Origin of the sequence: Enterobacter sp. WCHEn045836 (assembly GCF_003965585.1) — a bacterium.
GTDB classification, from domain to species: domain Bacteria; phylum Pseudomonadota; class Gammaproteobacteria; order Enterobacterales; family Enterobacteriaceae; genus Enterobacter; species Enterobacter dissolvens.
On sequence record NZ_RXPT01000011.1, the window covers coordinates 71,237 to 84,619 of the forward strand.

Here is a 13,383-nt window from a genome sequence, read left to right on the forward strand (position 1 = left end):
CTGAGGTGTTTGTATGTCGCGCCGTTCGCTCCCCCTTAATGCCATCGACGCCTTTCTGGTTACCGCGCGTCATCTGAATCTCACCCATGCCGCCAGAGAGCTGTGTCTGACCCAGGGTGCCGTGAGCCGTAAAATCGCCGCCCTGGAAGCGTGGTTTGGCTTTCCGCTGTTTGAGCGTCATGCGCGCGGGTTGCGCCTTTCTTCCCAGGGCAGCGCCCTGCTTCCGGAACTGCAATCCGCCTTCGAACATCTCCTGACCGTGGCCGATCAGGCGCGCGCTCAGCAAACGGTGATCCGTCTGAAAGCGCCTACCTGCGCGATGCGCTGGCTGGTACCGCGGCTGCTGGACGTTGAACGCGAGCAGCCCGATCTGCAAATTGCGTTGACCACCACCACCGATCACAACGTCAATTTCAAAACCGAATCCTATGATGCGGCCATTGTGTTTGGCACCCACATGAGCGCAGGCGATCTGTTGTTTGAAGAGGCGTTAACCCCGGTGCTGAGTCCGCTACGGGCAGGCGCTGCACTGAGCTCATTAACCTTTCTTCACCCGACACGGGACAAGACAGACTGGTCATTGTGGCTGGCAAAACAGGATGAGCCGGGCGTTGTTATGCACAAAAATCAACACTTCGACACGATGGATCTCGCTATTACGGCGGCGATTCAGGGGCTGGGCGTCGCCATTGCTGACGAAACGCTGGTGGCAGAGGATGTCCGCGCCGGAAGGCTGACGCGGCCTTTTGCGACCAGTATTAAAACCGGCGCGAGCTACCGGCTGGTGCTGCGTGAATCGCCAGGCACTGAAAATGGCCTGGCGGCATTTCGTGCCTGTCTGCTTAATCGAGGCTGACGTGGTGCTTCATTACCCGTTTAAAGAGACTCATGCGGGCGCGCATAAAGCGGTTTTCAAGCTTAAAACCTGCATGTTTATTCACACCTATGCGTAACAACACGTCCCGTCCTTTGCGACAGGCTGGCCAGTGCGTCGGCCCGGGCAGGCTGTCACGATGGCCGGCATCCCGGGCAAAGCTCACCCAGTAGTCGGCCACCTGGGCCGCGAACTGTAGATCCCGATCGTTAACGTAGTGGCGGGATGGTTCCACCTCTGCAAGGGTATCGAACACATACGGCACCTCATTGCCGTGCCAGGCACCGTTGACATAGGTGGCGTGTTCCTCTTCGGCCACATAGTCAAACCAGTAGCGCCAGCACGGCGCGCCAACGCGCTGCTGGGCCTGCATGACCACGTACCCCATCGTGGTAAACGCCATGTCCCGGCACACCTGCCGTCCCAGCTCTTCGTCGCCTTTCACGCCCGGATAGAGCAGCTTAATCAGCCCCAGACCAAAACGTCGCTCCCGGCGAAGCTTCTGAATCTGCCCGGCGAGATCGATGCCAAACACCGCCATCACGCTGGCCTCGTCGCTGTTCGAGCCAATCATGACCGGAACAGGATGCTGGCGGGCAGCGAAGAAGACATCCAGCATCGCCTCTGGCAGAACACAATCCCCGACGACAGGCGCCGGGGCGATATTCAGCGGCGCGGTCAGTGGCCAGAATGCCTCCGGTGGAATAGCACGCAGTTGCGCTGCTGAGGCGTTCTCCAGCCCCAGATGCGCGGCCACCGCTTCCCCTTTTTTCAGGGCCTGCTCGCGCGGAGTATCCGGCAAGGTATAGCCACTTTGCACAATCGCCTTATGGAATAACCCCTTCGCCAGCGGCGATGCCAGCAGAGACAGCACGCTGCGTGCGCCAGCGGATTCGCCAAACAGGGTGACGTTCTCAGGATCGCCCCCGAAGGCCGCGATATTATCCCGCACCCATTCGAGGGCGGCGATCTGGTCCAGCAGGGCAAAATTATGCACCACGCGATCTTCTTCCCCCTCCAGCGCAGGATGGGCGAAAAAGCCGAGATGGCCGAGACGGTAATTGATGGTGACAATAACCACGCCGCGTCCTGCCAGCGCTTTGCCATTGTAGGGTGGCAAGCCACCCGCGCCGATGGTGAACCCGCCCCCGTGTAGCCACACCATCACCGGGAGCGGCTCAGCACGGTTAACCGGCGACCAGACGTTCAGATACAGGCAATCTTCAGAAAACTGGCCGGGATCGCCCCCACCCAGCTCCTGACAATATTCGCTACTTTGCCAGCTTGAGGAAGAGAACGCCGACGCCTGGCGAACGCCATCCCAGCGCTCGGGCGGACGCGGAGAGCGCCAGCGCCCGTTGCCGACGGGTGGTGCGGCGTAGGGAATGCCGTACCACGCATGAACATTATCATCAGTAAAACCAGCCAGTGCGCCACAGCGCGTTTCAACCACAGGGGCGGAGGGATATTGCATAACCACCTTCTTTTTCCATCACACCCCTGAAGAGTAACGATTTCAGAGCAAACCGCAACGCTGTTTGCTGCGCGTTTCCGCCTCCTGATACAGTGCGAACTCGTCATAGACCGGGCAGCCCAACGCCGCTTCAAAGGCATCGCGGCTGGCGTTACCGTGGCTGCGCGCCTGGGTTTCATTCCCGAGATTGGACTGGAAAATCCCTGCGGCGCTGACCGGCAGGAAATCTTCGTAGGTGATCGGTTGCGCAACCACCCATCCGCGCTCAATCAACGGCTGCGGATCGTCACCGGGGCGAAACGCCTGGCGATGCGCTTCACCGGCTGGCGTCAGGCGATAGCGGAAATACGCCAGTTCCTGCCGGCGCATCATCAGCTCGCTGTCCGGGAAGGCGCTGAACACTTCACGCAGATGAAGCTGGTGTGTCAGGTTGTCTTTGCCGGTGCCGGACTCGGAGAGCAACCTGTCATAAAGCTCGCGACCTTTCGGCGTTAACGCGACCCCGCGCTGTTCAATTTCACCAAAGCGCGCGGTATGGGTGCCTTTATGCTCTCCGGCAAACAGCACCGGCTCTTCCAGTGCCTTAAAGCTGGTCTGGCGCAATAATACCGGCACTTCGCGACGCGGCGGCCCTTCAATCAGAATTTTGGGTTCAATACCGTATTTCGGCATCAGCTCCTGCACCCGGTCAATATCCAGCGTGCGTGGCGTAAGATGGTTAATATGGCAACCCTGGAAGCAGACCACATCCGCAATCAGGCGATGTTCATTATGCAGCGCCAGATAGGTCTCCTGATCGACCGTCGCATGACGGTGCCAGCGGAAGGTTTCCAGGGCTTCCTGAACAAACTCCCGCGCCTGCGCCCCGGTGAACGCCCCCTCTTTTTCATGCAGTTCGATGAGTTCCAGACAGCGCGGCGTAAAGATGTTGCGGTGAGAGAGGATCTCCGCCGCCCGCTCGCGCAGGGCGACGTTTTCAATCAACTCAAGGCGCAGCAGTGAGGTAAAGATACGAAACGGGTTGCGGCACAGCGCCGCATCATCCACCGCACGGAATGCCGTTGAATGAACGGGGACGCCCGCCTGCGAGAGGTCGTAGTAGCTGACCGGGTACATGCCCATGATGGCAAACATGCGACGCAAGGTAGAAAGCTCTTGCGCGGTGCCAACGCGGATGGCTCCGTGACGCTCCACATTCAGGCGCGCCAGTTCATCTGCATTGGCCAGTTGTTCGTGTAAGAGTGGATTATTTTCCAGAACCGCCAGGTTTACGTCCGCGACCAGCTCAAGCAAGGTGCCGTACTGCGGAACTTCCTGCTGGTACATCGCCGACATAGCCTGCGAAAAGTGTTCCCGAATATCATCAGCCGTGATGGTGTTCGCCATGGTGTCATGCCTCCAGTGAATATTACCTGGAGTGTAGAGAAACCCGTTCCTTCCGGGGGGAAGAATTTACGATTTGTGATCTTAAGACGACAGTGGTCAAACCGTGTGCTACTGACCCTGATCAGACCGTCGCGGATGCCCTTTTCGTCTCGTCAATTTGACCAGGATTTTCCTTATAATTATTTATGAGACTGTTTTCTAGCTATAAAGGAGTAATTTGCCGCGCCATCCTGACTAAGAAATAAACGAATCGCCACGTGTCTTATTTTTATCCTGAGCTTTCAGGTTTTTATCGCGAAGTTAGGATTAATCTTAGCGCTTGCTTACAAGTACCTCCCACTCATCCATATTTTTGCGTCAAGCGAAGCGTAAACCCTCCGATATTTCAAAATAACGCAACCGCTAATAGCGAAAGGCATTTGACGCATGCCACACAGCGACTACAGTTATTAATCGAACGACGAGTGATACGGAATATTTCTGTATCGTACTGACATAACCAATATATGAATATGAGGTTTAATATGGCAGAGCATCGTGGTGGTTCCGGTAATTTCGCTGAAGACCGTGAAAAAGCATCAGAAGCTGGACGTAAAGGCGGCCAGCACAGCGGTGGTAATTTTAAAAACGATCCGCAACGCGCATCTGAAGCGGGTAAGAAAGGGGGTCAAAACAGTCACGGCGGAGGCCGTAAATCTGATAACTCCTGATCTTATTTAACAGTCTTAATAATACCAGAGAGCATGCTGCGGGCCGACAGGCTCGCAGTACCCCCTTTACGTATTAACCGGAGCATAATATATGAATATGAAAAGTATCGAAGATGTCTTTATTCATCTCCTGTCCGATACCTACAGCGCTGAGAAGCAGCTAACCCGCGCCCTGAGCAAACTCGCCCGGGCCGCCTCCAGTGAAAAGCTGAGCGCCGCCTTTACCGCGCACCTTGAGGAGACGCAGGGTCAGATCGAACGTATCGATCAGATCATCGAACAGGAAGACGGTATCAAGCTTAAGCGCATGAAATGCGTCGCAATGGAAGGCTTAATCGAAGAGGCCAACGAGGTCATCGAAAGCACGGAAAAAAATGAAGTCCGTGATGCTGCGTTAATTGCCGCCGCGCAAAAGGTGGAGCATTACGAAATTGCCAGTTACGGTACCCTTGCCACTTTAGCAGAACAACTGGGCTATAAAAAAGCCGTTAAACTTCTTGCCGAAACGCTGGAAGAAGAAAAAGAGACCGATCTTAAACTCACCGATCTGGCCGTTGGAAATATTAACCAAAAAGCGCAAAAATAACGCTTTAACACAGGTTAAATAAAATGAGCATCAGTCCCAGGACAATTAAACGGTGCCATTTAACGGCAGCCATTATATGGTTCATTCTCGCTATCCCTTCCGTTATATGGTGGAAGAACAGCGTGTTGTGGGTCATTATTATCAGTATTTACGCCAATATTGTCGGCCATTTATCTGGCTACAGTGCCGCACGTGCCGATCAGGCTGCTGAAAGTGAGAACAAATAAGCGAACCCATAGAGGAAAATATTATGAATCACGTAGAACACTATCATGACTGGCTACGCGATGCCCATGCAATGGAAAAGCAAGCCGAATCTATGCTGGAGTCCATGGCCAGCCGTATCGATAATTATCCTGATGTTCGCGCCCGTATTGAGCAGCATATAAATGAGACAAAACGGCAAATCACATTGCTGGAGGAAATCCTCGATCGTAATGATATTTCTCGTTCGGTTTTGAAAGACTCAATGAGCAAAATGGCAGCGCTCGGTCAGTCCATTGGCGGCATGTTCCCGTCTGATGAGATCGTGAAAGGCTCAATCAGCGGCTATGTTTTCGAACAGTTTGAAATCGCCTGCTACACCTCCCTGCTGGCGGCGGCCAAAAAAGCGGGCGATACCGCCTCTGTACCCGCCATTGAGACCATTCTTGCTGAAGAGCGCGAGATGGCCGACTGGTTAATTCGTCATATTCCGCAAACGACGGAACAGTTCCTGCTGCGTTCTGATGCCTCAGGTGTTGAAGCGAAAAAATAACCCACAGGAGAGTGTATGTTTCGACACGTCAAACAGCTGCAATATACGGTTCGCGTTGCTGAACCGAATCCCGGCCTCGCCAATCTTTTACTGGAACAATTTGGCGGACCGCAGGGCGAACTGGCTGCCGCCTGCCGTTACTTTACGCAGGGGCTAAGTGATGACGATCCCGGCCGTAAAGATATGCTGATGGACATCGCGACCGAAGAGCTAAGCCACCTCGAAATCATCGGGACGCTGGTTGGCATGCTGAATAAAGGAGCCAAAGGCGCGCTGGCGGAAGGGGTTGAAAACGAAGCGGAGCTGTACCGGTCCATGACCGAAAACGGCAACGACAGTCACATCACTTCCCTTCTCTATGGCGGCGGTACCCCGCTCACCAACTCCGCGGGCGTCCCCTGGACGGCGGCCTACGTCGACACCATAGGTGAACCCACGGCTGATTTGCGCTCGAACGTCGCCGCAGAGGCCCGGGCAAAAATCATCTATGAACGGCTCATCAATGTGACGGACGATCCGGGCGTGAAGGATGCGCTGGCGTTTCTGATGACGCGTGAAGCAGCGCATCAACTTTCTTTCGAGAAGGCGCTTCAGTCTATCCGCAACAATTTTCCGCCGGGAAAACTGCCGCCAATCGAGGAATTCACCAACAAGTACTACAATATGTCTGAAGGTGGAGAGGTGCGCGGAAGCTGGAACAGCGATAAGCATTTCGATTACGTTGAGTCCCCCCAGCCTGCGGTTGATGGCGGAGATGGCAGTGCCAGCGTGACGCTCACGACCGAACAGGCAACCCTGGTGAAGGCGATGTCAGCCCGCACCAAATCCGATCCACATTCCGACCCGCTGACAGGTGCCGAACTTGGCGCCGGTAAGAAAAAACCGTAATCGGTTTTGCCAGGCAGCCCCGGCTGCCTGGTGATCCTCGTGCCCCAACGTTCCAGAGGTACGGACCATGTTCGAACTCGATGCGTTTCATCTGGCGAGAATTCAGTTCGCTTTTACCGTCTCGTTTCATATCCTCTTCCCGGCGATCACCATCGGGCTTGCCAGCTATCTGGTGGTGCTTGAGGGCATGTGGCTGCGCACCAAAAATGACGTCTGGCGTTCGCTGTACCACTTCTGGCTGAAAATTTTTGCCGTCAACTTCGGTATGGGCGTCGTGTCCGGGCTGGTTATGGCTTATCAGTTTGGCACCAACTGGAGCGGATTTTCTCAGTTTGCAGGCAGCATTACCGGGCCTTTACTGACCTATGAGGTGTTAACCGCCTTCTTCCTTGAGGCCGGCTTCCTCGGCGTGATGCTGTTCGGCTGGAACAAGGTGGGGCCGGGACTGCACTTCTTTGCAACCTGCATGGTGGCGTTAGGGACGTTGATGTCCACCTTCTGGATCCTCGCCTCCAACAGCTGGATGCACACCCCACAAGGCTTCACGATTCAGAACGGTCAGGTGATCCCCGAAGACTGGCTGGCGGTGATCTTTAACCCCTCTTTCCCTTACCGGCTGATCCACATGTCAATTGCCGCGTTCCTGTGCAGCGCGCTGTTTGTGGGCGCGTCAGGTGCCTGGCATCTGCTGCGCGGTAACGACACCCCCGCCATTCGCAAAATGTTTTCGATGGCCATGTGGATGGCCCTGCTGGTCGCCCCTGTTCAGGCCGTGGTCGGGGATATGCATGGCCTGAACACGCTTGAACATCAGCCAGCCAAAATCGCCGCCATCGAGGGGCACTGGGAGAACCCGCCTGGCGAAGCCACCCCGCTGCTGCTGTTTGGCTTGCCGGATATGGAGGAGGAGCGCACCAAATACGGCCTTGAAATTCCTGCCCTCGGCAGCCTGATTCTGACCCACAGCCTGGATAAACAGGTTCCGGCGCTGAAAGATTTCCCGAAAGAAGACCGCCCGAACTCCACCATCGTCTTCTGGTCGTTCCGTATCATGGTCGGCATGGGCCTGCTGATGATTGCCCTCGGTGTGCTGAGCCTGTGGCTACGCTACCGCCACCGGCTGTATCACTCCCGGCCGTTCCACTGGTTTGCACTCTGTATGGGACCTGCCGGTCTGCTGGCACTGCTTGCTGGCTGGGTGACCACCGAAGTGGGTCGCCAGCCGTGGGTGGTGTACGGCTATCTGCGCACCATTGACGCGGTCTCCCTGCACAGTACGCTGCAGATGAGCATCAGCCTGCTGGCCTTCATCGTGGTCTATTGCTCGGTGTTTGGCGTGGGCTACGTATACCTTGTGCGTCTGATTAAAAAAGGACCGCAGCCAGTCGAGACGCTCACCTCCAACACCTCGGGCACCCCTGCCCGTCCGCTGTCTGCCGCTGAGTCTGTTCCGGAACAGGAGAGAAACTGATGGGCGTCGATATCTCTGTTATCTGGTTTGCCATCATCGTCTTTGCCACCCTGATGTACATCATCATGGATGGTTTTGATTTGGGGATCGGTCTGCTGTTTAACTTCGTGGGCGATGCCAGAGAGCGTGACGTAATGGTTAACAGCGTGGCCCCCGTCTGGGACGGCAACGAAACCTGGCTGGTACTGGGCGGCGCAGGACTGTTTGGCGCCTTTCCGCTGGCCTATGCGGTGATCATTGATGCGCTGACCATTCCCCTTACCGCTATGCTGATCGGTCTTATCTTTCGCGGCGTCGCCTTTGAGTTCCGCTTTAAAGCCACGCCCTCCCACCGCAAATTCTGGGACTACGCCTTCGCCGGGGGCTCGTTACTCGCCACCTTCAGCCAGGGTGTTGTCGTCGGCGCAGTGATTAACGGCTTTAATGTGGAAGGACGGCGTTTTGTGGGATCCGCCCTCGACTGGCTGACACCGTTTAACCTGTTCTGCGGCGTTGGTCTTGTGGTGGCCTACACGTTGCTTGGCACCACGTGGCTGATCATGAAAAGTGAAGGTGCGTTGCAGAACCGCATGCGCGAGCTGACACGCCACGTGCTGCTGGCGCTGATTGTGGTCATCGCGGTGGTGAGCATCTGGACACCGCTTGGCTGGCAGTACGTGGCCGAGCGCTGGTTTACCCTGCCTAATTTCTTCTGGTTCCTGCCGGTGCCCCTGCTGGTAGGCGTCTTTAGCCTGTGGATCTGGCGACTGACCCGCAACCCGGCCAGCCACGCGCGTCCGTTTCTGTTGACGCTTGGGCTCATTTTCCTCGGTTTTAGCGGACTGGGCATCAGCCTGTGGCCGAACATAATTCCGCCGCGCATTAGCCTGTGGGATGCCGCGGCCCCGCCCGCCAGCCAGCTCTTTATGCTGGTGGGGACGTTACTGATTATTCCGGTGATTCTGGTGTACACCGCCTGGAGCTACTACGTCTTCCGGGGAAAAGTTTCTGATACAGAAGGTTACCACTGAGGTGCAGGATGGCAGGCTGGCATACACGAGCCATTATTTATCAGATTGATACCGCACTGTTTTATGATCTCAACGGCGATGGCTGCGGAGACATCGCCGGGATCATGGCCAAGCTGCGTTATATCCGCCGCATGGGGGCGACGGTTATCTGGATCACCCCGTTTTACCTCACCCCCTTTCTGGACGAGGGGTATGATGTCAGCGATCATCTGCAGGTCGATCCCCGCTTCGGAAATCTGGCCGATATCATCGCCTTTATCGAACAGGCACGTGAGCTGGGGATGCAGGTCATTATCGAGCTGTTGATCCAGCATACGTCGGACGCGCACCCCTGGTTTCAGGAGGCCCGGCGCAACCCGAAATCCCCCTTTCGCGACTATTATCTGTGGTCAGATAATGACGATGACGATACGCCCCCGATGTTCCCCGGGGTGGAAAAGAGCATCTGGACCTGGGATGACGAGGCGGGCCAATACTACCGGCACATGTTTTATCGTCATGAGCCGGACCTCAACCTCACCTCACCTGCGGTGATCAAAGAGATTGAGAACATCATTATTTTCTGGCTTAAGCTCGGCGTTTCGGGGTTTCGCCTGGACGCGGCGTCGCATCTTACCACCCAGGCCGGAGACGGTGATGAGAAAAAGGGGCTGTGGATCCTCGAACATCTGCGTCGCCTGATTACGCAGCATAACCCGCAGGCGATCCTGCTCGGTGAAGTGGATGTTGAGGTGGAGGCCTACAAAGACTACTTCGGCAACAACGACCGCCTGAATCTGGTCCTCAATTTCTGGCTCAACAAATATTTCTACGTCAGCCTGGCCAGGAAAAGCGCTCGCCCGCTGCGCAACGCGGTGAAGAAAATGATCGTCCCGCCGGATTCCTGCTGCTTTGCCAACTGGCTGCGTAACCACGACGAACTGGATCTGGAGGGGATCGGTAAAAAGGATAAACAATTCGTCCTCGACACCTTCGCCCCGGATGAAGAGATGAACGTGTATCAGCGTGGGATCCGCCGTCGCCTGGCGCCGATGCTGAACGGCGACCAGAAGCGGCTGGCCCTGTGCCACGCCGTGCTGTTCTCCCTGCCCGGGGTGCCTGTTATGCGCTACGGGGACGAGATCGGCATGGGTGATGATCTGGACCTGGAGGAGCGTTATGCCGTGCGCACGCCCATGCAGTGGGCGCCCTCGCAGGGCGGTGGCTTCTCTGACGCAGACCCGCAGAGCTTTATCGCGCCCATCATTGACCACGGGCCCTATCGTTATCAGAAAATTAACGTGGCGGATTCGCTATTGCACCGCAACTCGCTGCTGCACCGGATTATCGATATCGCCAACACGCGGTCTGAATTCCCGGAGATTGCCGTGGCGCCGTTTCATCTTATCGCCATCGATGATGATGCGGTGCTGGGGATTTACTACGAGGCTGAGGATCGCAGTATTCTGACCTTCGTTAATTTTAGCGATAAACCGGTGACCTTCACCGCCAGAGGGATCCGCCACGCCACCTGGACCGCCTGTCTGGCAGACAAACGCTACGAGGATGCGCTGGTCTGCGGCAAAACCGTTAAGCTGAATATAGGCGGCTACGGCTATCGCTGGTTCTGGACAAACCGTAGCGCGCTGCGCTGACTACTTTTTCCGGCTACGCATCAGGCGCGTTACCACGATCCCGGCAACGGCCAGGGAGCCTAACAGCACTTTCCCTGGCAGACCGGAGGTCACAGACGTGGCGCGCCCCTTCGCCTCACTGGAGAAGTGGCCGTGGATTTTATGCAGGTCGTTGACCGGCTGGTCGAGATAATCCCGCCGGTCTTCCGCGTTCAGCGTGTCAGTCATCTGCCCTTCCCAGGCTTTTTTCACCATCAGACGGTCGAGGAAACCGGGAAAGAGGAACTGACCCACAATCGACTGAATGGTACTGCTGCCCACCCACAACTCGCGCACGGGTTTTTGCGCCACGTTATAAATCGCGCGGGCGGCGACTTCTGGCTCAAAGACTGGCGGCACCGGGCGCATCGCCCAGGCAAACTTATTCCGCGCCCATTCGAACTGCGGCGTATTGAGCCCCGGCATCTGTACCATGGAAAGCTGCACCCGGCTGTTCTCATGCATCAGCTCGGTACGCACCGCATCGGTAAATCCCCGGATCGCCGCTTTGGCACCGCAGTAGGCCGATTGCAATGGAATGGAACGGTAGGCCAGCGCGGAGCCAACCTGAATAATAATGCCCCGATCGCGCGGCACCATGAGCTCCAGGGCGGCACGGGTACCGTTCACGTAGCCGAGGTAGGTCACCTCTGTGACGCGGCGAAATTCATCCGGCGTGAGGGTCCGAAACGGTGCCAGTACCGCCCCCATGGCATTATTGACCCACACATCAATCGCCCCAAGGCGATATTCAATCTCGTTGGCGGCATCCACCACCGCCTGGCTGTCGGCCACATCTGCCTGCACGGCAAGCGCATTGACGCCAAAACGGCGTAGCTCTTCCTGGGTAGAGTGCAGGCTGGCTTCATCCCGGGCGATAAGCCCCACATCGTAGCCTGCTTTTGCAAAGTGCAGCGCCGTGGCTTTTCCCACACCCGCCGTCCCGCCAGTAATGACAATCACAGCCATAAAACCTCCGCGATAGTTTAGCCCGACAATTTCGTTACTAATTCAGCCAGCGAGTAATGCACCGCTTTTTCCACCACATCCTCGCAGTCGCCGGAAAAGAGCACCCTGCTCGTTTCCGTCCGTCCGTTGATATTCCAGGCAAAGCACACGGTTCCCGCCGCCGTGCCGTCATCCCCCCCTTCTGGTCCGGCATACCCGCTGATGGCGATACTGATATCGGCCTCGGCAAGGTCGCGGATACTGGCGGCCATCTCGGTCACGGTCTGTTCACTTACGGCGGTAAACCGTGCGAGGGTATCCGGGCTCACGCCCAGGATCCTTTCCTTCGCGCTATCGCTGAAGACGACCAGCCCCACGTCATAAAAATCGGCGGTGTTTTCTTCCGCGCAGAGTGCCACCGAAAGCTTGCCACCGGTGCAGGACTCGGCGGTGGTTAAGCGAAGCCCGGAATCGATTAATTTACTCGCCAGCTTTTTCGTCAACTCCGCCACGGTAATATTGTTGTCGTGGTAAAGATTGCTCATAGAGGTGCCTCTTAATTTTCATAAGGAATAATTGAGATATGTCCATTACGCTCCAGAATGGCATATTTAATTTCACTGAGTTCTGTAATGCCATTATTCTGTCGGGCCGATACCAGAATATCATCGCATGAGACATCGACTTTCTTGAGTTTATCCGCTAACGGCACACCGTTCTCCACCAGAATAACGGGGGTGCCATCGAGAATATTCTCTACCGGAGAAAAATACTTTTTCATCAATCCGAAGATAATATCCACCACCACCAGTGTGGTGATCGTTATCATCGCGCCCGTGACCGAAAAATCCTCCCCCAGCAGCGCCTGTTGGGTCGCTTCACTGATAATTAAGAGAAGAATAAGGTCAAAACTGGTCATCTGCAGCAGCGCACGCCGCCCGGCTACTTTAAAGACCACGACCAGAAACAGGTAAATCGCCAACGCCCGAAAGACCATATCCATGGCAGCCTCCTAGGGGTAAATAAATTGCCAGAAATGAATTTCCGGCAGGGTGTTTACGCGGATGACGTTGTTCCATTTGCCGGCTTTTGAGGGGGTTATGAATAACCAGACCGAAAAATGTTCTGAAATTTCAAGGTGATTATAGACGAAGTAGAGGGTGTTCTCGCGGCTATACATGCTGTCTGGCTGTGGCCAGATGCTGCCAGGCTCGTAAGCGTCGCCGGACTCGCTGGTCAGACTGACCGTGTATTTGCCCTCAGTCGTTACCGGAAAGGTAAGTTCCAGTCGTGATTCGGTTTGCCGCCGTCCGAAGCGCTCATAGTTGAGGTTGAGCGATTTCGCTGAATTTGCTTTCTCCGTATCACTCACCATCCCGCTTGAAAACAGACCGGCAATCGCCGCGATGATAATACTCAGCAACACAATAAATCCCACCTGCCGAAATGCATATTCAAACCTCAGCAAGCGATAACTCTCATTTATCCCGGGTAACTTTTCATTTTTATCATTCATGGCAGCTATCACCGTTTCGCTTATTTACCAAACGTTCTGTTTTGTATGGCGAATGTTTTTAAGACTTATCACATTTGCCACATAAAGGAATAGCAACAATACTTAATAAGT

The 13,383-nt window shown here is 55.6% G+C and carries 15 protein-coding genes; 9 read left to right on the top strand and 6 right to left on the bottom strand.

From position 1 onward, the window contains the following. Positions 1 to 13 precede the first annotated feature (13 nt). Entirely contained in the window at positions 14 to 856 is an 843-nt protein-coding gene (locus EKN38_RS15820) for a LysR family transcriptional regulator (protein ID WP_014831876.1), read from the top strand. Here EKN38_RS15820 and EKN38_RS15825 read toward each other — a convergent pair. Further along, complete coding sequence (locus EKN38_RS15825) at positions 843 to 2,348, bottom strand: carboxylesterase/lipase family protein (RefSeq protein WP_014831875.1); 1,506 nt, start codon at positions 2,346 to 2,348, stop codon at positions 843 to 845. The genes EKN38_RS15820 and EKN38_RS15825 overlap by 14 nt on opposite strands. 42 nt (positions 2,349 to 2,390) lie before the next feature. After that, positions 2,391 to 3,734 (bottom strand): VOC family protein, encoded by a 1,344-nt coding sequence (locus EKN38_RS15830; protein ID WP_014831874.1) that lies wholly within the window; start codon positions 3,732 to 3,734, stop codon positions 2,391 to 2,393. Between the two features lie 524 nt (positions 3,735 to 4,258). On the opposite strand from EKN38_RS15830, the gene EKN38_RS15835 reads away from it, so the two are divergent. From EKN38_RS15835 to EKN38_RS15870, 8 genes are all read left to right on the top strand, one after another. After that, positions 4,259 to 4,444 carry a general stress protein gene (locus EKN38_RS15835; protein ID WP_004150795.1) on the top strand — a complete coding sequence of 62 codons (186 nt, stop codon included), beginning with the start codon at positions 4,259 to 4,261 and terminating at the stop codon, positions 4,442 to 4,444. A 91-nt stretch (positions 4,445 to 4,535) separates the two neighbouring features. Beyond that, a complete protein-coding gene (locus tag EKN38_RS15840) occupies positions 4,536 to 5,030 on the top strand; it encodes a ferritin-like domain-containing protein (protein ID WP_014831873.1) in 495 nt (164 codons plus the stop codon). A 23-nt stretch (positions 5,031 to 5,053) separates the two neighbouring features. Further along, positions 5,054 to 5,257 (top strand): hypothetical protein, encoded by a 204-nt coding sequence (locus EKN38_RS15845; RefSeq protein ID WP_043951627.1) that lies wholly within the window; start codon positions 5,054 to 5,056, stop codon positions 5,255 to 5,257. A 23-nt stretch (positions 5,258 to 5,280) separates the two neighbouring features. Continuing rightward, complete coding sequence (locus EKN38_RS15850; RefSeq protein ID WP_014831871.1) at positions 5,281 to 5,787, top strand: ferritin-like domain-containing protein; 507 nt, start codon at positions 5,281 to 5,283, stop codon at positions 5,785 to 5,787. 15 nt (positions 5,788 to 5,802) lie between these two features. Then, positions 5,803 to 6,675, top strand: a complete 873-nt coding sequence (locus tag EKN38_RS15855; RefSeq protein ID WP_014831870.1) for a manganese catalase family protein — start codon at positions 5,803 to 5,805, stop codon at positions 6,673 to 6,675. 67 nt (positions 6,676 to 6,742) lie between these two features. Further along, on the top strand, positions 6,743 to 8,146 hold the full coding sequence (locus EKN38_RS15860) for a cytochrome ubiquinol oxidase subunit I (RefSeq protein WP_014831869.1): 1,404 nt from the start codon (positions 6,743 to 6,745) through the stop codon (positions 8,144 to 8,146). Next, positions 8,146 to 9,156, top strand: a complete 1,011-nt coding sequence (cydB, locus tag EKN38_RS15865) for a cytochrome d ubiquinol oxidase subunit II (protein ID WP_014831868.1) — start codon at positions 8,146 to 8,148, stop codon at positions 9,154 to 9,156. Before EKN38_RS15860 ends, cydB begins: the two co-directional genes overlap by 1 nt. 8 nt (positions 9,157 to 9,164) lie before the next feature. After that, the gene (locus EKN38_RS15870) at positions 9,165 to 10,790 is read left to right on the top strand and encodes an alpha-amylase family protein (protein WP_014831867.1); all 1,626 of its coding nucleotides are present in this window, start codon (positions 9,165 to 9,167) and stop codon (positions 10,788 to 10,790) included. Here the strand turns inward: EKN38_RS15870 and EKN38_RS15875 are convergent, their stop codons facing one another. The 4 genes from EKN38_RS15875 to EKN38_RS15890 are packed head-to-tail and all read right to left on the bottom strand — an operon-like array spanning position 10,791 to position 13,272. Beyond that, positions 10,791 to 11,777: an SDR family oxidoreductase gene (locus EKN38_RS15875; protein WP_014831866.1), complete on the bottom strand. Its 987-nt coding sequence runs from the start codon at positions 11,775 to 11,777 to the stop codon at positions 10,791 to 10,793. A 17-nt stretch (positions 11,778 to 11,794) separates the two neighbouring features. Further along, the gene (locus EKN38_RS15880) at positions 11,795 to 12,301 is read right to left on the bottom strand and encodes a 2-oxo-tetronate isomerase (RefSeq protein WP_014831865.1); all 507 of its coding nucleotides are present in this window, start codon (positions 12,299 to 12,301) and stop codon (positions 11,795 to 11,797) included. Between the two features lie 11 nt (positions 12,302 to 12,312). Then, on the bottom strand, positions 12,313 to 12,759 hold the full coding sequence (locus tag EKN38_RS15885; protein ID WP_014831864.1) for a DUF421 domain-containing protein: 447 nt from the start codon (positions 12,757 to 12,759) through the stop codon (positions 12,313 to 12,315). 9 nt (positions 12,760 to 12,768) lie between these two features. Further along, positions 12,769 to 13,272 (bottom strand): hypothetical protein, encoded by a 504-nt coding sequence (locus tag EKN38_RS15890; protein ID WP_014831863.1) that lies wholly within the window; start codon positions 13,270 to 13,272, stop codon positions 12,769 to 12,771. Between the last annotated feature and the right edge of the window lie 111 nt (positions 13,273 to 13,383).